This is a genomic window from Roseateles sp. DAIF2, from assembly GCF_015624425.1.
Lineage (GTDB): Bacteria > Pseudomonadota > Gammaproteobacteria > Burkholderiales > Burkholderiaceae_C > Kinneretia.
In genome coordinates this window covers 421728-443154 of the sequence record NZ_CP049919.1, presented here as the reverse complement: position 1 = coordinate 443154, position 21427 = coordinate 421728, and the positions used below count along the sequence as shown (strand labels likewise).

Annotated in this window: 21 protein-coding genes and 2 riboswitches; of the genes, 8 read left to right on the top strand and 13 right to left on the bottom strand. The window is 70.2% G+C overall.

What is annotated here, in order from left to right:
- Nucleotides 1–107: 107 nt before the first annotated feature.
- The 5 genes from G8A07_RS02055 (at nucleotide 108) to G8A07_RS28230 (ending at nucleotide 4714) form a co-directional block, all read left to right on the top strand.
- Nucleotides 108–770: a DUF1566 domain-containing protein gene (locus tag G8A07_RS02055; RefSeq protein ID WP_195795476.1), complete on the top strand. Its 663-nt coding sequence runs from the start codon at nucleotides 108–110 to the stop codon at nucleotides 768–770.
- A 101-nt stretch (nucleotides 771–871) separates the two neighbouring features.
- Nucleotides 872–2941 (top strand): SH3 domain-containing protein, encoded by a 2070-nt coding sequence (locus tag G8A07_RS02050; protein WP_195795475.1) that lies wholly within the window; start codon nucleotides 872–874, stop codon nucleotides 2939–2941.
- A 12-nt stretch (nucleotides 2942–2953) separates the two neighbouring features.
- Nucleotides 2954–3748, top strand: a complete 795-nt coding sequence (locus tag G8A07_RS02045) for a hypothetical protein (protein WP_195795474.1) — start codon at nucleotides 2954–2956, stop codon at nucleotides 3746–3748.
- A 136-nt stretch (nucleotides 3749–3884) separates the two neighbouring features.
- Nucleotides 3885–4673 (top strand): choice-of-anchor N protein, encoded by a 789-nt coding sequence (locus tag G8A07_RS02040; protein WP_195795473.1) that lies wholly within the window; start codon nucleotides 3885–3887, stop codon nucleotides 4671–4673.
- Nucleotides 4646–4714: a hypothetical protein gene (locus tag G8A07_RS28230; protein ID WP_371816464.1), complete on the top strand. Its 69-nt coding sequence runs from the start codon at nucleotides 4646–4648 to the stop codon at nucleotides 4712–4714. Before G8A07_RS02040 ends, G8A07_RS28230 begins: the two co-directional genes overlap by 28 nt.
- A gap of 76 nt (nucleotides 4715–4790) precedes the next feature.
- On the opposite strand, the gene G8A07_RS02035 is transcribed toward G8A07_RS28230, so the two are convergent.
- The 5 genes from G8A07_RS02035 to G8A07_RS02020 all read right to left on the bottom strand — a co-directional run bounded on the left by G8A07_RS02035 (nucleotide 4791) and on the right by G8A07_RS02020 (nucleotide 12061).
- On the bottom strand, nucleotides 4791–6137 hold the full coding sequence (locus G8A07_RS02035) for a S8 family serine peptidase (RefSeq protein WP_249937195.1): 1347 nt from the start codon (nucleotides 6135–6137) through the stop codon (nucleotides 4791–4793).
- Nucleotides 6138–6184: 47 nt separating this feature from the next.
- Complete coding sequence (locus tag G8A07_RS27770; protein WP_249937194.1) at nucleotides 6185–6580, bottom strand: hypothetical protein; 396 nt, start codon at nucleotides 6578–6580, stop codon at nucleotides 6185–6187.
- Between the two features lie 130 nt (nucleotides 6581–6710).
- Nucleotides 6711–6798: riboswitch (cyclic di-GMP riboswitch) on the bottom strand.
- Nucleotides 6799–7148: 350 nt separating this feature from the next.
- The gene (locus G8A07_RS02030) at nucleotides 7149–8936 is read right to left on the bottom strand and encodes a S8 family serine peptidase (protein WP_249937193.1); all 1788 of its coding nucleotides are present in this window, start codon (nucleotides 8934–8936) and stop codon (nucleotides 7149–7151) included.
- Between the two features lie 130 nt (nucleotides 8937–9066).
- Nucleotides 9067–9154, bottom strand: a riboswitch (cyclic di-GMP riboswitch).
- 347 nt (nucleotides 9155–9501) lie between these two features.
- Complete coding sequence (locus G8A07_RS02025; RefSeq protein ID WP_195795472.1) at nucleotides 9502–11622, bottom strand: S8 family serine peptidase; 2121 nt, start codon at nucleotides 11620–11622, stop codon at nucleotides 9502–9504.
- A gap of 208 nt (nucleotides 11623–11830) precedes the next feature.
- Entirely contained in the window at nucleotides 11831–12061 is a 231-nt protein-coding gene (locus G8A07_RS02020; protein ID WP_195795471.1) for a hypothetical protein, read from the bottom strand.
- 143 nt (nucleotides 12062–12204) lie between these two features.
- Between G8A07_RS02020 and G8A07_RS02015 the strand changes: the two genes are divergently transcribed.
- The gene (locus tag G8A07_RS02015; RefSeq protein ID WP_195795470.1) at nucleotides 12205–13125 is read left to right on the top strand and encodes a LysR substrate-binding domain-containing protein; all 921 of its coding nucleotides are present in this window, start codon (nucleotides 12205–12207) and stop codon (nucleotides 13123–13125) included.
- 10 nt (nucleotides 13126–13135) lie between these two features.
- Here G8A07_RS02015 and G8A07_RS02010 read toward each other — a convergent pair whose 3' ends face one another.
- The 3 genes from G8A07_RS02010 to G8A07_RS02000 form a co-directional block, all read right to left on the bottom strand.
- Nucleotides 13136–14176 (bottom strand): TAXI family TRAP transporter solute-binding subunit, encoded by a 1041-nt coding sequence (locus G8A07_RS02010; RefSeq protein WP_249937192.1) that lies wholly within the window; start codon nucleotides 14174–14176, stop codon nucleotides 13136–13138.
- Entirely contained in the window at nucleotides 14176–14967 is a 792-nt protein-coding gene (locus G8A07_RS02005) for a zinc ribbon domain-containing protein (RefSeq protein WP_195795469.1), read from the bottom strand. Before G8A07_RS02005 ends, G8A07_RS02010 begins: the two co-directional genes overlap by 1 nt.
- 135 nt (nucleotides 14968–15102) lie before the next feature.
- The gene (locus tag G8A07_RS02000; protein ID WP_195795468.1) at nucleotides 15103–15795 is read right to left on the bottom strand and encodes a phosphatase PAP2 family protein; all 693 of its coding nucleotides are present in this window, start codon (nucleotides 15793–15795) and stop codon (nucleotides 15103–15105) included.
- 71 nt (nucleotides 15796–15866) lie between these two features.
- On the opposite strand from G8A07_RS02000, the gene G8A07_RS01995 reads away from it, so the two are divergent.
- Together G8A07_RS01995 and G8A07_RS01990 are read left to right on the top strand one after the other, a co-directional pair.
- Complete coding sequence (locus tag G8A07_RS01995) at nucleotides 15867–16547, top strand: response regulator transcription factor (RefSeq protein WP_195795467.1); 681 nt, start codon at nucleotides 15867–15869, stop codon at nucleotides 16545–16547.
- Nucleotides 16544–17908, top strand: coding sequence for a histidine kinase dimerization/phospho-acceptor domain-containing protein (locus G8A07_RS01990; RefSeq protein WP_249937191.1), 1365 nt, complete (start codon nucleotides 16544–16546; stop codon nucleotides 17906–17908). The genes G8A07_RS01995 and G8A07_RS01990 overlap by 4 nt, the downstream gene beginning before the upstream one ends.
- Here the strand turns inward: G8A07_RS01990 and G8A07_RS01985 are convergent.
- The 5 genes from G8A07_RS01985 to G8A07_RS01965 form a co-directional block, all read right to left on the bottom strand.
- Nucleotides 17890–18726: a MipA/OmpV family protein gene (locus tag G8A07_RS01985; protein ID WP_195795466.1), complete on the bottom strand. Its 837-nt coding sequence runs from the start codon at nucleotides 18724–18726 to the stop codon at nucleotides 17890–17892. The genes G8A07_RS01990 and G8A07_RS01985 overlap by 19 nt on opposite strands.
- Before the next feature lie 83 nt (nucleotides 18727–18809).
- Entirely contained in the window at nucleotides 18810–19346 is a 537-nt protein-coding gene (locus tag G8A07_RS01980) for a peroxiredoxin (protein WP_195797545.1), read from the bottom strand.
- A 63-nt stretch (nucleotides 19347–19409) separates the two neighbouring features.
- Nucleotides 19410–20195 carry a DNA-binding domain-containing protein gene (locus G8A07_RS01975; protein WP_195795465.1) on the bottom strand — a complete coding sequence of 262 codons (786 nt, stop codon included), beginning with the start codon at nucleotides 20193–20195 and terminating at the stop codon, nucleotides 19410–19412.
- Nucleotides 20192–21046 (bottom strand): DUF692 domain-containing protein, encoded by an 855-nt coding sequence (locus G8A07_RS01970; RefSeq protein ID WP_195795464.1) that lies wholly within the window; start codon nucleotides 21044–21046, stop codon nucleotides 20192–20194. Before G8A07_RS01970 ends, G8A07_RS01975 begins: the two co-directional genes overlap by 4 nt.
- Nucleotides 21047–21077: 31 nt before the next feature.
- A complete protein-coding gene (locus G8A07_RS01965; protein ID WP_195795463.1) occupies nucleotides 21078–21347 on the bottom strand; it encodes a hypothetical protein in 270 nt (89 codons plus the stop codon).
- Between the last annotated feature and the right edge of the window lie 80 nt (nucleotides 21348–21427).

Below are 21427 nucleotides of genomic sequence, written 5' to 3'. Positions count from 1 at the left end.
TCACCGACCAATTATCGAAATTGAGCGGGCGGGCCGGGTATTGCCCGGGTCCGGCATTTTCATATCGCCGGAATACGAAACCAGCACATCCTTTGACGAGGGATTCGATGACGACGATTGGAAAAAGAAACAGGCGAACGCTTGCGGCACTGGCCCTCGGGCTGGCGGGCGCCGGCGCCAGCCAGGCGGCGCTGGTCAACTACGGCAATGGCATGGTCTATGACGATGTGGCCGACCTGACCTGGCTGCTGGACGCCAACTACGCCCGGACCAGCGGCCATGACGCCGACGGCCTGATGAGCTGGCAGCAGGCGCAGGACTGGGTGGCCGGCCTGAGCTTCGGCGGCGTCGGCGGCTGGCGCCTGCCGACGGTGACGCCGGCCAATGGCATCCGGTTCAATCTGGACTATGCCGAGGACGGCAGCAGCGACAGCGGGCTCAATATCAAGGGCCTGCATTCGGAACTCGGCCATATGTTCCATGTGAATCTGCGCAATACCGCGGTCGGCGGCCTGCAGAACAGCGGCCCCTTTGCGAATCTGCACAATTTCGCCTACTGGACCGGCACCACCATCCCCGAATATCAGGACGAGGCCTTTCATTTCTTCACCGCCTTCGGCGACCAGGGTTTCTCGCCCAAGGCCGGCGAGTTTTATGCCTGGGCCGTACACAGCGGCAATGTGGCCGCGGTGCCGGAACCGGCCAGCCTGGCCCTGCTGAGCGCGGGCCTGGCGGCGCTGGGGCTGGCGATCCGGCGCCGGCGCGCCTGACGCCCTTTCGTCTTTTTTCCGTTTCTTTCTCGTCACACCGTCGGAGTCGGCCCCGAGGCCGAAAGCCGCGGCCACCCACGCCCCGATGCGGAGGATGTTCGATGACATCACACAACAACAGCGCGGCCCGCGGTCTGCGCGCCCTGCTGGCGCTCGGCGCCGGCCTGCTGCTGGCCCTGGGCGGCGCCCGGGCCCAGAACCCCACGCCGAATGACTGGCTGTGCGATAACAAGGTCGGCGGCAGCTGGAGCCATGGCCGCGCACCCAGCGGCTGCGATGCAGCCACCTTCGGCCCGGACGCCTTCGTGCGCGGCAACTATGGCCCGCTGATCTTCGACGACGCCCAGACCCGCGCCACCGAGCAGAAGCGCTACATGCAGGAGATGTACGCGATGGCGCGCGAGTCCGCCGCGCGCTACCTCACGCTGCGCAACCCGGCCGCGGATGCCGAGGAGAAGGCCGCCTTCCAATGGGGCCTGTTCGCGCTGTTGCGCCAGGAGAGCTTCTGGTCGCATTACCGCGACGCCCAGCTCGCCGCCGGCCTGCCCTACCAGCTGAAGATGATGCGCGGCGACTCCGGCCATGGTCACGGCATGATGCAGCTCGACGACCGCTACCACTTCGTGCCGGTCTCCGAGGGCAAGGGCTGGAACATGATGCAGAACTTCGCCTACTCGATCGAGATCTACTACGACGCGTGGAAGAAGGCGCCCGCCAGCTGCCTGGCCGGCCGGACCGTCGATGCCAGCTACTGGCGCGACCGCGCACGCTCCGCCTGGTCGGCCTACAACGGCGGCCCGACGCGCATCTGCCGCTGGCAGAACCCGGCGGATGCCAATGCCGCCAAGGACAACAGCTACCTCGACGTCTACACCAAGAAGTACTGGGAGGCCGATGTCGCCGACAAGCTCAAGCCGGTGGCGATCGACATCGCCTGCCTGATGGACATGGGCAGCCAATGCCCGCTGCCCAGCTCCGGCGGTGACTGGAACGGCAAGCTGCTGAAGGTGGGCGCCGGCGCCTGCGTGCTCGCGGCGGGCACCGTGCATTGCGTGGACGCGATGCGCGACGCCGCCTGCCTGGCCGCGATCGCGCCCTTCGACGCCGGCCAGGCCCTGACCGTCTATGGCTATGAGATCAACGGCAGGAAGCGCATCGACTACAACCGCAACCAGCTCTGCCGCGCCCAGGTGCCGGGCCTGCTGTCGGTCGGCGCGAGCTTCGCGACCAAGGCCGCGCTGCCGCTGCGCGGTACGGTGGACGGCGCCGTGATCGCCACCCTGCCCGCCGGCGCCTACCAGCTGCTGGACTTCGAGCTGCGCGACCCGGTCGCCCAGGAGCGCTACTACCGCGTCAGGCATGGCGAGCTGGACGGCTGGATCCACGCCGGCAACCGCGACACCCATGCCGGCATCGCCGCCTGGGCGCCGCCCGCGGCCGGCGCCACCGCCCTGCTGCCCTACCCCGGCGACTGGGTCGAGGTGGCCACCACCAGCAACCTGAACCTGCGCGACACGCCCGCGGGCCTGCTGCGCGGCTCGCTGCCGCGCGGCACCCGGCTGCAGGTCAAGGAGATCTTCGCCACCACCTCGCTGAACAACCTCTACTACCGGGTGAACTTCAACGGCCAGGACGGCTGGATCAACGCCGGCAACGTCTACCCGGCCAACACCCTGGCCAGCTGGACCCGGCCCAGCACGCCGCCCGACGGCGTGAGCGCCAAGGCCGCGCTCTGCCCGGCGGGCACGCAGTTCGACGCGCATCTGCGCCATTGCGTCAGCGCCTCCACCGCCTACGGCCCCTTCGGCGAGACCGCCACCCAGCAATGCCTGGCGGCCGGCGGCGGAGCGGGCTGCACGGCCCAGCGCGGCGTGGTGATCGAGGGCCGAGCGCTGCAGACCCAGCTCTGGCAGCGCCCCGCAGCGGCCGCCTACCGCGGCAACGGCGACTGCCCGCGTGGCGCCGAGCGCTCGATGAAGCATCGCTTCCACTGCGTCGAGACGGTACAGCGCAACGGGCAGACCGAGCAGGACGTGTTCGGTCCCTTCGGCAGCATCTTGGCGAATGCCTGCCTGGCGCAGACCGGCGGCGGAGGCAACGCCGTCTGCTACACCAACCGCTGGCCGGCCCCGCTCTTCGTCGGCCTGCAGCCGCTGCAGGCCGGGCAGTAAGGGCAAGCCGCGATGAAGAAACAGCCGCGACTGCCGATCGCGCTGGGCCTGGTCGCCGCCGCGGTGGCCATCGGCGCCTGGCTGGCCGAGCCCGAGCGCGGGCGGCAGGCTCTGACGAGCGGCACGGCCGGCCATGCCGGCGGGCCAATGTCATCCGGGCCGCCGAGCCAGCACACCGGTGCGGCACCGTTATCGGTTGCCGCACCGCCCGCCGGCAGCCAGGCCGCCGCGGCGCTGCAACAGCAGCCCCAGGCCGCGCTGCGCGCGTTGAAACGCTGCTACTACGCCGACAGCTGCGGCTTTCCCGAGACCGACAGCCGCAGCGCCCATTTCGCCGCCGCCCACGCGATCGCCGCGCAGCTGCGCGCCCTGCCACGCGAGGGCGGCGGCAACACGGCCGAGCTGGGCGCGCTGGCGCGCGAGTTCCTGGCCTTTCCCGACGGCCATGTGCAGGAGGCCGCGCTGCGCCTGGCCGCCGGTCTGCCGCCCGACGCCGCAACCGTCGCCGCCACCATCGCGGCGCTGGCCGACAACCATGACGCGCCGCTGTTCAGGATCGCCCTGCCCATCCTCGAGCAGTGGCAGAAGCTGGGGTTGGATGCCGGTCTGGACAGCATGCTCGGCGCCACCCTGCGCACCGGTGGCCTGTTCGCCGCACAGACCGTGGCGGAGCAGCTGACCCCCTTCGTCAACGAGGCGAACTGGGCCCGCTACCAGGCCCTGGCCGCGGAAATGCCCGAGGGCGCCCGCCGCCAGGCCCTGCAGCAGAGCCTGCGTGAATACCAGTTGCGGCGCAGCGGTGGCTAGCACTGTCGGAGAAATTTACAAGATCAACTGGTATCTCAAAGTCATGTGGATCAAGTCATAAAAATCAACAACTTGCGAACTGGCTCGAGAATTGCTTAACGATATTGCCGTTAGCCAAACTCCAAGGAGTCCAGCCATGCGTCATCACCACAAGAGAGTCTCATTACGACAGTCCCTCGGGGTCGTCGCCCTCGCCAGCCTGTTGGCCGCAGGCAGCGTGGGAGCGGTCCCGACATTGCAGGTCGGCGCCCCGGGCGGCCCGGGCGAAGGCACCTATGCCGACTACGTCGCCAACCTGACCAATCCGACCGAGACCGATACCGCCACCACCTCCGGCACCAAGCTGTTTGTCGGCGGAGCTTACAAGCCTGGCGACCTGCTGCTTGGCGGCATGTATCCGGGCGGCAAGGACTGGTCGCAGATGGAGTACACCAACGGCAGCCTGTTCCCCTCGATCTTCAACACGCGCGGCGCGGTGCTGATGGCTACGGTGGCTGAGGGTGCGGCGGGCACGCTCACCATCAATGGCCTCAATGCCTTCACGACTTCGGACACGGCCTTTTTCCCCAACAACCATGATCCGGTGAAAGACGCCACGGCCGACTTCCTGTACTTCGACATCGGCAACTTCGCCAACAACCCCGGCGCAGTGCCCGACTTCGCCAGCGAGACCGGCGGAGCCGATGGCCAGATCAAGGAATTGCTGCTGGCCATATCCGGCTATAGCTGGGTGCATTTCGACGTCATGGCCCTGGTGACCGACACACAGGGTCAGACCACTTTGCGCACGACGCTCGACAACAACCCCGGCTCACACGACGTCACCTGGAAGACGGGTGGCGGTGGCGGTGGGGGCGGCGGCGGAGGTGGGGGGGCGGCGTGCCCGAACCCGCCAGCTTGGCCCTGGTTGCCCTGGCGCTGCTGAGCGCCGGCTGGACGCGCCACCTGAAGCGCGCTCGCCGTTGAGCCGACCGGTCCTTCGGCTTCAATGAAAAAAGCCCGCCGATGGCGGGCTTTGTTTTGGTCTTGGAAGACGATCCGCTCAGCGGCGTGTCACCTGCACCGACACGCTGCGGCTGTTACCGGCAGCATCCCTGGCGGTGGCGGTAACGGTGTGCGTCCCCAACGCCGCCTTGCGCGTGTTCCAGTTGTAGGCCAGGCTCGCTCCGCTGCCCGTCGCCACGGTCTTGCCGTCGATCGCCAGGGTCTGCACCAGGCCCGCCGCCCCGGCGTTGTCGCTGGCCGAGACGCTGATGCTCAAGGTGCCCGACACCGTGCTGCCATTGACCGGGTTCAGGATGCTCACCACCGGCGCGGTCGTGTCGGCCACCACGATGTTGGCCACATTGACCGTCACCGCCGCCGAGCTGCCCGCATTGCCGGCCGCGTCATAGGCATAGGCCACCAGGTTGGCGTTGCCGTTGGCCACCTTGCTGGAGTCCCAGCTGAAGGCATAGGGCGCCGTGGTGTCGGTCGCGACGAGCTGGCCGTTGGCCCGCAGCTCGACCCGGCTGACGCCGACGTTGTCGCTGGCCGTCACGTCCACCGCCACCAGGCCGTTGACGTTGCTCAGCCCCAGCGGCGCGGCGATGCCGACGCTGGGCGCCTGGGTGTCGGGCGCGGCGGCGGTCAGCACGGCCGTCACCGCCGCGGCGGCGTTGACGCGGCCATAGCCGAACTTCTTGTCGCGGCCCACATCGCCCAGGTCCTGGGCTGTGCTGTAGAGCAGGCTCTCGATCTGGCTGCCGCTCAGCGCGGGTTTGGCCGCCATCATCAGGCCGAGCACGCCGGAGACGACCGGGCTGGCCATCGAGGTGCCCCACCAGGCCTGGTAGCCGCCGTCGCGCGTCGTGGTCCAGATGTCCTTGCCCGGGGCCGACACGGTGACGAAGCTGCCCCAGCTGGAGAAGCTGGCCAGCGCATCGGCGCTGTCGGTGGCCGACACCACGATCATCATCGAGCTGGTCGGCGCGATGGTTTCCTCGATGCCGTTGTTGCCCGCTGCCGCGATCACCAGGCCGCCCTTGCTCTTCATGTAATTGGCCGCGCTCTGCACCGCCGCGCTGCCGGCCACGCCGACATAGCTGATGTTGGCGATGCGCGCGCCGTTGTCGGCCGCCCAGGTCACGCCCTGCGCCACCGTGCTCCAGTAGGCATACGCGTTCGCGTCGGCGATGCGCACCGGCATCAGCCGCGCCGCGCCGGCCACCGCGGCCACGCCCACGCCGTTGTTCAAGGTCGCCGCGGCGCCGCCGGCCACGGCCGTGCCATGGCCATGCACATCGGTGGTGTTGGCATTGTTGTCGTAGAAGTTCCAGCCCGGCACCATGCGCGCGGCCAGGTCGGGGTGGCTGGCGTTGATGCCGGTGTCCAGGATCGCGATCGTCACGCCCGCGCCCTGGCTCTTGTCCCAGGCGGTCTGCGCGCCGATCTTGCTCAGGTGCCATTGGCTGCCGGCATAGGGTCGTTGACCGCCATCGCCGGGGCCACGCGCCGGTCCAGCTCCACGAAGCGCAGCTGCGGGTGCTTGGCCAGCAGCGCCTGCACCGCTCGCTCCGACGCGTTCCCCGGCAGCTCGATCACGTGCAGGTCGCTCTTGCCGATTCGTCGTGCCTTCCCGCCATGGCCCTTGGCAACCTTCTCCATCTCAATATCCGACAGCCCCGCGCGGGCCTGCACCAGCAGGCGCCCCTTGGCGAATTCTGGCTCGGCCGTCTGTGCCGAAACGCCCCAGCTCGCCAGACCCGTGGCGATGGCGATCATGAGATGCGAGCCGCGTTGCAGCAGGATCCGGTGCGCGGAGGAACCGGCGGAGAAAGAGGAGAAGTTCATACCCAAACCTTCTGAGTAGAACCTGGACCCTCTTGGGCCGGTCTGCGCAGACGGGGGCAGCGGCGGCAAGGGAATTGCACGCCGTGACGGCATCGGACGCGGGAAAGCATCCGCGATGCACGGGGTTGTGTCTGGCAGTCCAGCCGTCATGGGGCCACAGGCCCTTTAGACCGTTGACTTTGCGTCCCGCGCTTTCGCGCGGTTTGCCCTTTGCAGAACAACTCTGCTGCTGCGGGGGCCTGTCGTACTGCACAGGCGCTGGGGCTCTTTCTTGTCGAGCGGGATGGGCTACCGGGCGGTAGCCATCGGGTCCGCTGCCACCCCGAAAAGCTCCGGGGCGAGCCGCCAATATCGCTGAGAGGCCAATCCATCAGGCATCCACGCCCGCATTATCGGCAGCCCCTTGACAAGGCCAGGGCGGACTTGTAACGGCCGGTTGGGCGCGCCGCAGCGGTTCAGCCTCCGCGGACAAGCATCCCGTTTCCTCGGGAAAAGTCGGCCGGGCGTGGTGCCTCGGCCGCTTACATCTGATCACACCTCGGGTGCAGCATGCACGCGGGCGGCGGTCTCAGCGGATGGTGACCTGCACCGACACGCTGCGGCTGTTACCGGCAGCATCCCTGGCGGTGGCGGTAACGGTGTGCGTCCCCAACGCCGCCTTGCGCGTGTTCCAGTTGTAGGCCAGGCTCGCTCCGCTGCCCGTCGCCACGGTCTTGCCGTCGATCGCCAGGGTCTGCACCAGGCCCGCCGCCCCGGCGTTGTCGCTGGCCGAGACGCTGATGCTCAAGGTGCCCGACACCGTGCTGCCATTGACCGGGTTCAGGATGCTCACCACCGGCGCGGTCGTGTCGGCCACCACGATGTTGGCCACATTGACCGTCACCGCCGCCGAGCTGCCCGCATTGCCGGCCGCGTCATAGGCATAGGCCACCAGGTTGGCGTTGCCGTTGGCCACCTTGCTGGAGTCCCAGCTGAAGGCATAGGGCGCCGTGGTGTCGGTCGCGACGAGCTGGCCGTTGGCCCGCAGCTCGACCCGGCTGACGCCGACGTTGTCGCTGGCCGTCACGTCCACCGCCACCAGGCCGTTGACGTTGCTCAGCCCCAGCGGCGCGGCGATGCCGACGCTGGGCGCCTGGGTGTCGGGCGCGGCGGCGGTCAGCACGGCCGTCACCGCCGCGGCGGCGTTGACGCGGCCATAGCCGAACTTCTTGTCGCGGCCCACATCGCCCAGGTCCTGGGCTGTGCTGTAGAGCAGGCTCTCGATCTGGCTGCCGCTCAGCGCGGGTTTGGCCGCCATCATCAGGCCGAGCACGCCGGAGACGACCGGGCTGGCCATCGAGGTGCCCCACCAGGCCTGGTAGCCGCCGTCGCGCGTCGTGGTCCAGATGTCCTTGCCCGGGGCCGACACGGTGACGAAGCTGCCCCAGCTGGAGAAGCTGGCCAGCGCATCGGCGCTGTCGGTGGCCGACACCACGATCATCGAGCTGGTCGGCGCGATGGTTTCCTCGATGCCGTTGTTGCCCGCTGCCGCGATCACCAGGCCGCCCTTGCTCTTCATGTAATTGGCCGCGCTCTGCACCGCCGCGCTGCCGGCCACGCCGACATAGCTGATGTTGGCGATGCGCGCGCCGTTGTCGGCCGCCCAGGTCACGCCCTGCGCCACCGTGCTCCAGTAGGCATACGCGTTCGCGTCGGCGATGCGCACCGGCATCAGCCGCGCCGCGCCGGCCACCGCGGCCACGCCCACGCCGTTGTTCAAGGTCGCCGCGGCGCCGCCGGCCACGGCCGTGCCATGGCCATGCACATCGGTGGTGTTGGCATTGTTGTCGTAGAAGTTCCAGCCCGGCACCATGCGCGCGGCCAGGTCGGGGTGGCTGGCGTTGATGCCGGTGTCCAGGATCGCGATCGTCACGCCCGCGCCCTGGCTCTTGTCCCAGGCGGTCTGCGCGCCGATCTTGCTCAGGTGCCATTGGCTGCCGGCATAGGGGTCGTTGACCGCCATCGCCGGGGCCACGCGCCGGTCCAGCTCCACGAAGCGCAGCTGCGGGTGCTTGGCCAGCAGCGCCTGCACCGCTCGCTCCGACGCGTTCCCCGGCAGCTCGATCACGTGCAGGTCGCTCTTGCCGATTCGTCGTGCCTTCCCGCCATGGCCCTTGGCAACCTTCTCCATCTCAATATCCGACAGCCCCGCGCGGGCCTGCACCAGCAGGCGCCCCTTGGCGAATTCTGGCTCGGCCGTCTGTGCCGAAACGCCCCAGCTCGCCAGACCCGTGGCGATGGCGATCATGAGATGCGAGCCGCGTTGCAGCAGGATCCGGTGCGCGGAGGAACCGGCGGAGAAAGAGGAGAAGTTCATACCCAAACCTTCTGAGTAGAACCTGGACCCTCTTGGGCCGGTCTGCGCAGACGGGGGCAGCGGCGGCAAGGGAATTGCACGCCGTGACGGCATCGGACGCGGGAAAGCATCCGCGATGCACGGGGTTGTGTCTGGCAGTCCAGCCGTCATGGGGCCACAGGCCCTTTAGACCGTTGACTTTGCGTCCCGCGCTTTCGCGCGGTTTGCCCTTTGCAGAACAACTCTGCTGCGGGGGCCTGTCGTACTGCACAGGCGCTGGGGCTCTTTCTTGTCGAGCGGGATGGGCTACCGGGCGGTAGCCATCGGGTCCGCTGCCACCCCGAAAAGCTCCGGGGCGAGCCGCCAATATCGCTGAGAGGCCAATCCATCAGGCATCCACGCCCGCATTATCGGCAGCCCCTTGACAAGGCCAGGGCGGACTTGTAACGGCCGGTTGGGCGCGCCGCAGCGGTTCAGCCTCCGCGGACAAGCATCCCGTTTCCTCGGGAAAAGTCGGCCGGGCGTGGTGCCTCGGCCGCTTACATCTGATCACACCTCGGGTGCAGCATGCACGCGGGCGGCGGTCTCAGCGGATGGTGACCTGCACCGACACGCTGCGGCTGTTACCGGCAGCATCCCTGGCGGTGGCGGTAACGGTGTGCGTCCCCAACGCCGCCTTGCGCGTGTTCCAGTTGTAGGCCAGGCTCGCTCCGCTGCCCGTCGCCACGGTCTTGCCGTCGATCGCCAGGGTCTGCACCAGGCCCGCCGCCCCGGCGTTGTCGCTGGCCGAGACGCTGATGCTCAAGGTGCCCGACACCGTGCTGCCATTGACCGGGTTCAGGATGCTCACCACCGGCGCGGTCGTGTCGGCCACCACGATGTTGGCCACATTGACCGTCACCGCCGCCGAGCTGCCCGCATTGCCGGCCGCGTCATAGGCATAGGCCACCAGGTTGGCGTTGCCGTTGGCCACCTTGCTGGAGTCCCAGCTGAAGGCATAGGGCGCCGTGGTGTCGGTCGCGACGAGCTGGCCGTTGGCCCGCAGCTCGACCCGGCTGACGCCGACGTTGTCGCTGGCCGTCACGTCCACCGCCACCAGGCCGTTGACGTTGCTCAGCCCCAGCGGCGCGGCGATGCCGACGCTGGGCGCCTGGGTGTCGGGCGCGGCGGCGGTCAGCACGGCCGTCACCGCCGCGGCGGCGGCGTTGACGCGGCCATAGCCGAACTTCTTGTCGCGGCCCACATCGCCCAGGTCCTGGGCTGTGCTGTAGAGCAGGCTCTCGATCTGGCTGCCGCTCAGCGCGGGTTTGGCCGCCATCATCAGGCCGAGCACGCCGGAGACGACCGGGCTGGCCATCGAGGTGCCCCACCAGGCCTGGTAGCCGCCGTCGCGCGTCGTGGTCCAGATGTCCTTGCCCGGGGCCGACACGGTGACGAAGCTGCCCCAGCTGGAGAAGCTGGCCAGCGCATCGGCGCTGTCGGTGGCCGACACCACGATCATCGAGCTGGTCGGCGCGATGGTTTCCTCGATGCCGTTGTTGCCCGCTGCCGCGATCACCAGGCCGCCCTTGCTCTTCATGTAATTGGCCGCGCTCTGCACCGCCGCGCTGCCGGCCACGCCGACATAGCTGATGTTGGCGATGCGCGCGCCGTTGTCGGCCGCCCAGGTCACGCCCTGCGCCACCGTGCTCCAGTAGGCATACGCGTTCGCGTCGGCGATGCGCACCGGCATCAGCCGCGCCGCGCCGGCCACCGCGGCCACGCCCACGCCGTTGTTCAAGGTCGCCGCGGCGCCGCCGGCCACGGCCGTGCCATGGCCATGCACATCGGTGGTGTTGGCATTGTTGTCGTAGAAGTTCCAGCCCGGCACCATGCGCGCGGCCAGGTCGGGGTGGCTGGCGTTGATGCCGGTGTCCAGGATCGCGATCGTCACGCCCGCGCCCTGGCTCTTGTCCCAGGCGGTCTGCGCGCCGATCTTGCTCAGGTGCCATTGGCTGCCGGCATAGGGGTCGTTGACCGCCATCGCCGGGGCCACGCGCCGGTCCAGCTCCACGAAGCGCAGCTGCGGGTGCTTGGCCAGCAGCGCCTGCACCGCTCGCTCCGACGCGTTCCCCGGCAGCTCGATCACGTGCAGGTCGCTCTTGCCGATTCGTCTCGCCTTCGCTCCATGCGGACCCATGACCTTGCCCAGCTCCACGTCCGACAGCCCGGCCCGCGCCAGTACCAACAGCCGGCCCGGGGCATAGACCGGCTCACCAGCGGCCGGAGGATAGGCGCTCAGCACCAGCTCCGGATCCACGCCGGCCCGTGGCGACAGGCCGGTGCGCTCGACCCGCAGGCTGTGGTGCCCGTTCAGCGTGACCAAAATGCACTGCCGCCCTTCGCAGAAGGCCAGCGCCGGCTCCGCGACCTTCAGGGCCGAGCGGTCAGGCCGGTCGCAGACGCCGCGGCCGCTCAGCAGGCCGCTGAGCGTATCGCCGTAGCGCTGCTCGCCGCGTACCCCGTCGCGATCGATCCAGACCAGCTCATCGAAGCGCAGCCGGTCGATGCGCTGACGCAGCGCCTTGCGTTGCTCCGGCGGCAGGTCCTGGAAGCGCTCGACGCTGCTGGCGACATCGCCCTCGTAGGCGGCTTGGGTGGCGGGATCCCAGGTGCAGGCCTGGGAAGACGACAGGCTGGCGGCCAACGCGACGGCGGTGAGGACCATGGTCACGGCTCCAAACGGACAAGGCCGGCGACTCTCTGCTCACGCCCGGCGCATCGACCTCGTCTTGCTCCCCGACAAACAGGTCCGGCCGGTTCGGCATCGCTGCCTGGTGGACGGACCTCTCGCGTGAATTAGTGCGCAAATCGCACGGCACGACAAGCACCGCCCGCCCGACTGAGGGGGTGCCGCGGGGAGGCCGTCGCGCGGCTCAGAGGAAGTCCAGTCCGCGCCGCGCCGAGGCGCCTAACTCGGGCATCGGCACGGTCTCCTCGCACCAGCCGATGTCGCGCCGCATGCGCGCATCCAGGTCGTGCAGGCCGACCGGTTCGGGCGCGGCCGGTGGCGGTAGCAGACGGGCCAGCAGCTGGCGCCAGAACGAGCGGCCGGCCGGGTCGATCGAGGCAAGGGCCGCGACGGAAGGGGTGGTACAGGCGGTCATGGTGAGACTCCAGGGGTTCCGACAAGAGGGGCAAGGAAAAGCTTGGCGAGTGGGTTCAGAATAGGGCCCGCCTCTGGACAATGGAATTGATTGTTTTTCGCCGATTTGGTCGAAATTTCTAACCAGCAAAGCCGCCACGCCACATGTCCCGCCTGCCCCTGAACACCCTGCCGACCTTCCGCGTCGTGGCGCAGCTGCAGAACCTGCGCGCCGCGGCCGAGCGCCTGCACCTGACCCATAGCGCGGTCAGCCATCAGTTGCGGACGCTGGAGACCCAGCTGGGGCATCCGCTGTTCGAGCGGCGCGGCCGCCGCCTGGTGCTGAATGGCGCGGGCGAGGCCCTGCTGGCCAGCGTCAACAAGGCGCTGGCGGAACTGGAGCGCGGCGTCGCCGCGGCGGGCGACGCGGCCGGGCTGGATGCGCAGACCCTGCGTCTGTCGGTGCTGCCCTCCTTCGCCCAGCGCTGGCTGCTGCCGCGCATGCAGCGCTGGCGCCAGCGGCATCCGGGCCTGGTGCTGGAGATCAGCACCTCGGCCCAGTTGGTCGACCTGGCGCGCGAGGGCTTCCATGCCGGCATCCGCCAGGGCTCGGGCCCCTGGCCGGGGCTGGCGTCCGAGGTGCTGATCGGCATCTCGATGCCGCTGGTGGTGGTCGGTTCACCAGCGGCGGCCAAGCGCCTGGGCCTGACCGGCCGGCGCCCCCATGCCGAGCCGCATGAGAGCTGCTTTGGCGCCGAGCCGCTGCTGGGCGACGACGAGCCCTGGGTCGAATGGTTCGCGGCCGCCGGCGTGACCCGCCGCATCACGCCGGTGGCGGTCTTCAACGACGCCGGGATGCTGCTGCAGGCGGCCGAGCAGGATCTGGGCATCGCGCTGGCGCGCGAGATCCTGGCGGCCGATGCGCTGCGCGACGGCCGGCTCAAGCGCCTGTCGCCGCTGACCATCAGCTACCGGCATGCCAAGCCCTATCACCTGGCCTATCCGCCGGCGCTGGAGGACTGGGCGCCGCTGGTGGCGCTGCGGCAATGGCTGCGCGAGGAACTGAGCGCGGCGCCGGCGGGCTGACGCGCCTTCTTCAGTTGCACAGGCCGAGGATGCGTTCCTCGTTGGAGCAGCGCTTCTTCGGCGTGCAGGCGCGCAGCTCGCGCGCGGTGGGCGGGTAGTAGATCCAGCCCGAGCCCAGCTCGGGCAGGGCCAGCTTGACCTCGCGCCACTTGGGATGACCATGCTCCTGCAGCCGCTCGAAGTTCTGGCACAGCGAGCGGCCGAAGCTGCGGAAGCTCTCCACCGTGCCCCTCAGGTTGTAGTCGTAGGTGACCAGGAAGGCGCCGACCGAGATGGTCGTGAAGTCCTCGCTCAGCAGGTTCGGATAGCTGCGCGCGAACACGGTGGCCGGCGTGTAGGTGCCCAGCGGCAACTTGGCCGAGGGATGGTTGGGATCGAACTTCAGCAGCTTGATGAACTTCTGCGCCTCCGGCTTCATGTTGGCGATCAGCGGCGCCGGCTGCCCGGCCGCGACCACCACCACGTCGACCGACTTGTCGCCGATCAGCTTGACCAGGGCCTCCTCGTTGGAGAGGAAGCTAGCCTGCGCGTCGGGCATCGGGCCGCCGAACATCATGCGGTAGAGCGTGTGCGTGATCAGCGCCGCACCGCTGCCGACCAGGCCGCCGTTGATCTTGGCGTCGCGCAGATCGTGCAGATAGTTCAGCGGCGAGTCAGCGCGCACGATGTAGTGGATCTCGGTGTTGTAGAGCGGCAGGATCACGCGCAGCGGCCGGATCAGCGCGCTGGCCTCGGCATTGCCGGCACCGGAGCGGTCGACGAAGGCCTGGAACACATCGGCCTGCACCACCGCGAACTTGACGCCCGGCTCGTAGCGCAGCAGCTTGACATTGGCCGCCGAGCCCGAGGTGGCCAGCACCTCCAGATTGATGTCGGCCCCGGGCGCGACATAGCGCGCCAGGTCCTTGCCGATCGCGTAATAGGTGCCCTTGTCCGAGGCGGTGACGATCTTGTAGTCGACCGTGGCCGCAAGGCCAACGCCGCAGGCGAGCAACAGGCCGCCAGCCGCGACGGCAGCGCCCACCAGCATCTTGATCGTTGTCGTCATCATCACGGTCTCCTCGAGGGGTTGGCGGCATCGCCGGCGCACAGGCCCAGCGCCGCGACGGCATCGGTGCAGGGCCCCGGCGGCGGCGTCGGGCGCTGCGCCGGATCGTCGGCCAGCGCACTGCGCGCCGCGCGTGGGGGTGCGTCGCGGCCATGCGCCGGCGCGGCCTGACGCGGCTTTGCCACGGGCCGGATCTCGACCAAGCCGGCGCCGGACGGTGCCTCGCGCTGGAGGTGGTCCTCGACGGTTTCCGCCGCTTCGGACGCCGCGAGGGGTGGCGGCAAGGCCGCCAGCGCCGGGAGCACGACCGCTTGCGGCGGCGGTGATAGGGGCTGAGATGCGGCCGGCGCAGGAGGGGGGCGAACGGCCGGTGGCGGTGCGGCCGGGCCATAGAGGCGATAGGCCAGCAGCGCGCCCAGCGCCGGCAGGGCCAAGGCCAGGGTCAGCGGCCAACGCCGCAAGGTCGGCAGCATGGGCGGCGCCGTTGCGGGCGTGGCCGTGAACACCAGCGCATGGCGGCGCTCGTCCGCGACCTGCCAGTCGGCCGTCTCCGCCGCCTCGGCGGCGCGCTCGGGCGCCGGCTCGCCGACCAGGCCGAGATCCTGCTTGCAACGCGCGCATTGCCGGGTCTGGGTGATGTCGTTGAGCGCGCCGCAATGCGGGCAGGGCCGCAGGTGCAGGGCCGCGCCGCATTCGTTGCAGAACTTCGAGCCCGGCGGGCTGCGATGCTCGCAAAACGGACACAAGCTCGGCGGCCGGGCCAGGGTCCTGGCCAGCGGTTGGTCCGGCGACATCGGGGGTGGCGTGGTGGATCCGATGCTGATCCCCTGGAGCTGCCAGACCAGTGTATGGCGCCGCGCCGGCCGGCGCCACCCGCCCGGCCGGGCGGGGCAAGACCTGTCCCTGACACCGGTGACGCGCGCAGCGATTCAGGACTGGCCGGCGAGCGGCCGCCGGCGCAGGCGCCACATCCCGTCCAGGGCCCAGGCCGAGAGCCAGCACAGCAGCGCCGACCACAGGGTGTGGCTCATGAAATGCGCGCCGCGCAGCTGCTGCGACAGGCCCAGCAGCAGGCCCGCAGCCAGCGCGGCGCAAAGCCAGCGCCGCGCGATCGCGGGCGCCACGCCGCGGAAGGCGAAATAGCCGCCGACGAAGGCAAAGCCCGCCGAGGCATGGCCGGCCGGGAAGCAATGCCCGCCGCCGCCGTCGCCGCGCCAGAAGCCCAGCCAATGCGGCACATAGCGCGCCACGCCGCCGAACTGCTGCAGATCCCAGGGGCAGCTGGTGCTGCTGGCACCCTTCAGCAGGCTGACCACAAGCACCGCCAGCCAGCCCGACAGCACCAGCTGCAAGCGCTGCGACCAGGCCAGCCGGCGCAGCGGCCCCTGCGGCCACCACAGGCCCAGGCTCACCAGCAGCATCAGCAGCCAGGCCAGCAGGCGCCCGCCCTGGTGCAGCACATCGACCAGCAGCCAATGCTCGCGCAACGCGAACCCAGCCGGCCCGCCGGCCAGCGCGGCCAGGCGCAGGTCCAGGCCGCTGCCCTCCCAGGCCAGCAGCAACAACAGGGCCGCGCCGGTGGCCAGGGCCAGGCGCGCATCGGAGGCGATCTTTTTTGACATGGGGCGGCACCATGCCGGGGCGGTCTTAAGCGGCCCTTAGCTGCCCCATGCGGCCGAGGCACAATGCCCGCATGCGTGTACTGGTGGTCGAGGACGACGAGGGCATCGCCCAGGGCTTGGGCGCCCAGCTGCGCCAGCAGGGTCATGCGGTGGACATCGCCGGCAGCGTGGCCGCCGGCTGGACGGCGCTGCGCGCCGAGCCCTTCGAGCTGCTGCTGCTCGACCTGGGCCTGCCCGACGGCGACGGCGGCGAGCTGTTGCAGCGCCTGCGGCAGGCGCCCGAGGGCCGGCTACCCGACCCGATGACGCCGGTGCTGATCATGACCGCGCGCGACCAGTTGGCCTCGCGCATCGCCGGCCTGGACATGGGCGCCGACGACTATGTCACCAAGCCCTTCAATGCCGAGGAGTTGGCCGCGCGCATGCGCGCGCTGCGCCGGCGCGCCTCGGGCCGCGCCCAGCCGCTGCTGCGCTGGGGCGAGATCGAGCTGGACCCGGCCAAGCGCAGCGTACGCCGCGCCGGCACCGAGGTGGAGCTGTCCAGCCGCGAGTTCGGCGTGCTGACCGCGCTCCTGGAGGTGCGGCCACGCGTGCTGTCGCGCCAGCAGCTGGAGGCCAGCCTCTACAACTTCGACCAGGCGCTGGGCAGCAACGCGATCGAGGTGCATGTGCACCACCTGCGCCGCAAGCTCGGCGAGGAACTGATCCGCACGGTGCGCGGCGTCGGCTACTTCATCCCGGCCGAGCCGTGACGCCGCCGGCCCCGCCCAGCAGCAGCCTGCTGCGCCACCTGCTGGCCTGGGTGCTGGGCGCGCTGGTGCTGGTCTGGGGCAGCTTCATCGCGGTCGGTTTCATGACCGGCCTGCACGAGGCCGACGAACTGACCGACGGCCATCTGGCCAGCGTCGCCGCGCTGCTGCTGAACCAGCGCGGCGGCAGCGAATTCATCGACCGCACGCCGGCGCGCACCGGCCTGCTGCCGCCGGACCTGAAGAGCCACGACTACCAGCAGAGCCTGAGCGTGCTGATCTGGGACGAGGCCGGCCGGCTGGTCTCGCAGACCGGCCTGGCGCCGGTGCCGGCCTTCGACGACGGCGAGGGTTTCGCCACCCTGCAGCTGGCCGACGAGCCCTGGCGCAGCTTCGCGCGCTGGGACCCGCGCCACCAGCGCCGCGTGATGGTGTTGCTGCGCGAGGACGAGCGCCACGACCTGGCGATGGACATCGCCGGCCAGGTCGCCGAGCCGGGCATGTGGCTGCTACCGGTGGTCGCGCTGGCGCTGGGCCTGGCGCTGCGGCGCGGCCTGCGGCCGCTGTACGCGCTCTCGGACGAGGTGCATGGCCTGGATCCGCGCCGCCCCGATCCGCTGCCGCTGGCCGAGCGCAAGCAGGAGTTCCAGGCCGTGGTCGAGGCGATCAACGCGCTGAGCGCGCGCTACCGCGCCGCACTGACGCGTGAGCAGGAGCTGGCCAACGAGCTGGCCCATGAGCTGCGCACGCCGCTGGCCTCCTTGACCCTGCATGCCGGCAATCTGCGCGGCGCGCTGGACGGCGCGGAGCGCGAGCAGGCGCTGGCGCGCATCGAGCAGGAGGCGCTGCGCACCGCCCAGGTGCTGAACGAGCTGCTGGCGCTGGCCCGCGCCAGCCGCACCGAGCTGGCCGAGGCGCAGCAGGCGCTGGACCTGCGTGAGCTGGCCGGCCGGGTGCTGGCCGACTATGCGCAGGCTGCGCTGGACGGCGGCCATGAGCTGGCGCTCGGCGGCACGGACGAGCCCTTCCCGCTGCAGGGCCATCCGGTGCTGCTGGAGCTGGCGCTGCGCAACCTGGTCGAGAACGCGCTGAGCCACACGCCACCCGGCAGCCTGGTCGAGGTGCAGCTCGACCCCGGACAGCAATGGCTGCAGGTCTGCGACCGCGCGGACGCCGCGGTGGCCCTGCCGACGCAGGGCCCGCGGCGCCTGCCGACCCTGGGCCTGGGCCTGGGGCACCGGGTGGTGGACAAGGTCGCCAGCGTGCATGGCGCGGTGTTCGCCGCGGTGCCGCCGCCCAAGGGTTATCGCAGCTGCTACCGGCTGCAGTTCGGCCTGCCCGCCGCTCAGGGGCCCCAGCGGTAGGCCAGGCCGGCCGCGGCGGAGTAGCTGTAGCGGCGCTGCGTCAGCGGGCTGGCCGCCGCATCGGCCAGCAGGGTCGAGATCCCCGCACCGACGAAACCCACCCAATGCCGGTCTAGCACGCGGCTCAGGCCGATGCCGGCATGCAGATCGCGGGTCGCGCGCTCCGGGTCGAAGACGGCATAGACGCTGCGCGCCGCCACCGCCTCGCTGATGCCGAAATAGCTGCGCATATAGCGACGGTCGCCAAAGGACAGGCCGGCCCCCGCGCCCCATTCGGTCCCCGGCCCCAGCCGCCCGCGATAGTTCAGGTCCAGGCTGCCCAGCAGGCCGCCCTTGCGCCCCAGCAGGTCCTGCGACAGCCCGCCGGCCAGCGACCAGGGACCGGCCAGGACATAGGACGCATAGACCCGGCCGCGAAGGGTGCCACGCACATCGGGCACGCCGGCCAGGTGCGCGGATTCGTCGCTGTCGCGCCCGCGATCCACGCGCAGCGACAGCCCCAGGCGCAACCGTTCACCGCGCAACAGGTCCAGACTGGCGCCGGGACCACCGGCCTCGCCGCCGCCCAGGCTCATCAGGCCGCTGGCGCGGCTGGTGCTGAGGCGAAAGCGTCCATACTGCATCGCCCAGAGCGGGCGCAGCTTGAAGCGCTGCCGATCGGCCCCCGCGTATTCGGGCTCGACCGACAGGGCGGCACCGAGCAGGTAACGCGCGCCCTTGTGCTCGGGCTCCGCGGCCGCGGGTTCCGGATCGGCACGCGCACCGAGGCCCATCAGACACAGGACACAGAACCAGGCGATGCGCGACTTCATCATCATGAGCGCAGCATCGCCAGCCTCGATTAAGGCCAGCTTACCGCGCCAGCAGGGTCAGGGCTTGCGCCCGCCGCCGTCACCAACGGCTACTTGCTCTTCGTCTTCCACTGCTGCACCGCCTTCAGCATCGCCTCGACATGGCCGTCCGGGCTCAGGCTCTCGAACACCGCGCCGATGCGGCCGTCCGGCGTGATCAGGTAGGAGATGCGGTCCGCCATGCCGGGGGCCAGGCGCAGCGCCGCGTCATAGTCCTTCATCACCTTGGCGCCGGCATCGGCCGCCACCGCGAACTTGCTGCGGCAGGCCTCGACCGAGAACTTCTTCAGGGTGTCGATGTCGTCGTTGGACATGCCGATCACGCGCGCGCCCAGCTTGCGGAACTCCTCGGTGGCCTCGGCAAAGCGGTGCGCCTCGATCGTGCAGCCGCTGGTGAAGGCCTTGGGATAGAAGTACAGCACCACCGGCCCCTCGCGCAGCGCGCTGGCCAGATGGAAGCTGAAGGCCTTGCCGCCGACCGCGGCCTCGGCCTTGAAGTCGGGGGCTGGGGCGCCGGGTGGCAGGGCGGCGTGGCTGCTCAAGACGCAGGCCGACAAGACGGCGGCGAGCAGTAGGGGACGGGCAATCGACGGCATGGCGGGATCAGGAAATGGCGGTGCCCCATGATCGCCGAAAGCGCCGCCCGGCGCTCAGGCCGTGGTATTCGCCAACAGCAGTCCCGCGGCCAGCCATTGCTGCAGCAACGTCACCACGGCCGGCGCGGCCTGCTCAGCACCCAGCTGCCGCTCGGCCAGCTGGCAGACCGCGTCGAAATCCTGGCCATCCAGCACGGCACCGAGCAGCAGGGCATCCAGCGCCGGCAGCGAACGCCAGCGCGTCTCCAGCGCCTCGCGCCAGACCAGCAGGTGATGGCGCAGGGGCTCGGGCGCCGGTAGCGCCTCGGCGCCCTGCTCCGGATCGGCCTCGCGCAGCCGACGCCAGGCGGCCTCGATCGCCCAGTCCAGCTCCAGCAGACGCACGCTCGGATGGGCGGCAAAGCGCAGCGTCGGCCAGGCCTCGGGCGGCAGCTCGCGCAGCGCCTGCGCATCCAGCGGTGCCGCATCCGCCGCATCAAACGCCGCCCTGAGGGCCCAGTCCATCCGCGCCAGGTCCACCAGCGCCGGATGCGGCAGGGCCGGCCAGGCGCTCGACATGAAATCGGCCAGGCCGTCGCCGAACCAGCGGATCGATGGCTTCATTGAGGGCCGGGCGGCCAGATAGGCGAGGCCTAGCGCGTCGAAGGCCGCGTCGCCCAGCGCGCGCTGCAGCACCAGGTAGTTGTCGCGCAGCGCGGCCAGCAGCCGCGCGCGGTAGGCCTGCCGGTAGACGTCCAACCCGGGCCCGTCGGACCAGGCCTGCAGCAGCTCGGCATTGCCGCAGATCGCGGCATGCAAGAGGGCCTGCTGCCGGGCCAGGCGCGCGGGCTGCTGGTTCATGCCGCGGCCACCGGTTCCGGCGGGCAGACCGAGCGGCTCAGCGCACGCGCCAGATCCAGCTCCTGCAGCAGCTCGGGCAGCGGCGGGATGTGGTCGTCGCGTTCGATCATCGTCGGCCGCGGCCCCAGGCGCTGCAGCGCATGCACGTACAGGGCCCAGACCGCGTTGCAGACCGGCTGGTCATGCGTGTCGATCAGCAGGTCGCCGCGGTCCTCATGGCCGGCCAGATGGATCTGCACGATCTGCACGGCGGGCAGGCGGTCGATATAGGCCCGCGCGTCGTAGCCATGGTTGCGCGCCGAGACATGGACGTTGTTGACGTCCAGCAGCAGCCGGCAGCCGCTGCGGCGCAGCAGCTCGGCGACGAACTCCGCCTCGTCCATCTCGTCGGCCGCGCAGCGCAGATAGCTGGAGACGTTCTCCAGCACCAGCGGTCGCGCCAGCAGCCCCTGCACCCGGTCGATGCGCTCACACAGATGGCGCAGCGCCGCCTCGGTCAGCGGCAGCGGCAGCAGGTCATGGCTGTTGTGCCCGCCGATGCCGGTCCAGCACAAATGGTCCGAGACCCAGGCCGGCTGCACCCGCTCGGCCAGGGCCTTCAGCTCGCGCAGATAGCCGAGGTCCAACGGGTCGCTGCCACCGATCGACAGCGACACGCCATGCATCACCATCGGGTAGTCGCGCCGCAGGCGGTCCAGGTGCTGCAGCGGGCGCCCGCCGGGCACCAGGTAGTTTTCGGAAATGATCTCCAGCCAGTCCGGGCGCAGCGCGGGCGGCAGCGGCTCGGCCAGGGCCCGGTAATGCTCGGGACGCAGGCCGAGGCCGAAACCGGTGACGGCGGCGCTGGACATGGTGGAACCGCGGCTGATGTGGAGGACCTGCTTACTTCTTCGCGTCCATCTCCACCTTGCCGCCGGCCTTGGTGCATTCGTCGGCGCTCTTCTTGCTGACCCAGCCCTGACCCTTGCAGCTGTTGTGGCCCTTGCATTCGCTCTTGGCGGTCTTGCATTCGGAGCTGCCCTTGCAGCTGTTGATGCCGGAACACTTGACCATGCCGTCGGCGGCCTGCACGCTGGGGGCGAAACCCGCGCTGGCAAACAGGGCGGCGGCCGCGGCGGCCACGCTCAGGCCGGTCTTCAGATGTGCTTGCATGATGGTCTCCTGGATCGAGGTTGACGATAGGGGTCGGGGTGATGCGCCCTTGCGGGACGCCTGCGTCTGTCGCCCCAGCC